This is a genomic window from Mesorhizobium sanjuanii, assembly GCF_002529485.1.
Classification (GTDB): Bacteria; Pseudomonadota; Alphaproteobacteria; order Rhizobiales; family Rhizobiaceae; genus Mesorhizobium; species Mesorhizobium sanjuanii.
This window is the reverse complement of sequence record NZ_NWQG01000283.1, coordinates 1-790: the sequence shown is the minus strand read 5'-3', so window position 1 is coordinate 790 and position 790 is coordinate 1. Positions and strand designations below refer to the sequence as shown.

Below are 790 nucleotides of genomic sequence, written 5' to 3'. Positions count from 1 at the left end.
CTCGCTGACGTCTACCCAAATCCGGCCCGGATCAGGAAAGTCTCCTAAATTAGGCGAACAGGAGGACGCAAAGCGGCCGCGTCGGCCGGCGCGGGCCAATAAAAAACCGGCCGCAATGGGCCGGTTCGGTTTGCACAATTGTGCCGTCCGTCAGACGCCTGGTGCGTTGAATTCGGAATCGAGCGTTTCCGGCCGCTGGATGACCGCGAACTCGATGGCGACGCCGTCCTCGAAATGCCGCACCACCTGGCCGCGCATCGTGCCCAGCGTCACCTGGACGCCGATCGCCGGCTTGACGTCGATCTCGATCGCCGCACCTGAAAGCGACAGGTCGATGATGCGGCACTGGTACTGGCGCCCGTCGGTAAGCTGAAGCACGCTTGTCGGATTACGCGGGGCGACGCGTTCGTGACGACGGTCTTCCGGCAGGTCGAGTTCATGCTTGTTGGCGAGCCAGGTCAGTTGCGCGGCCAGCTTGTCCTTCTTGCGCTCAGACGCGATGACGGTCATCGCGAAGCCATCCTCCAAGGTACGGGTGACAACGCCCTCGATGCGGCCGATATGGTCGATATAGGCGATGACTTTCTCGCCGGGCATGCCGATGCGCTCGCAGCGAAACGACACATTGCCAGGCGACATGTCGACGACCTGGCAAGGATATTCGGTGCGATCCTCCAGCATGAAGCGTCCGTAAATCTTCACGCGGACGCGCTGAAAGTTACGCCTTTCGGCTTGGGACGGCGCGGATTCGACCGCCGCTGACCTCATGACTGCCTGCACCCCGTTTGGC

Annotated in this window: 1 protein-coding gene; it reads right to left on the bottom strand. The window is 62.2% G+C overall.

The window, feature by feature from the left end:
- Nucleotides 1-150: 150 nt before the first annotated feature.
- Nucleotides 151-768 (bottom strand): PilZ domain-containing protein, encoded by a 618-nt coding sequence (locus CN311_RS30940; RefSeq protein WP_097577377.1) that lies wholly within the window; start codon nucleotides 766-768, stop codon nucleotides 151-153.
- Nucleotides 769-790 lie beyond the last annotated feature (22 nt).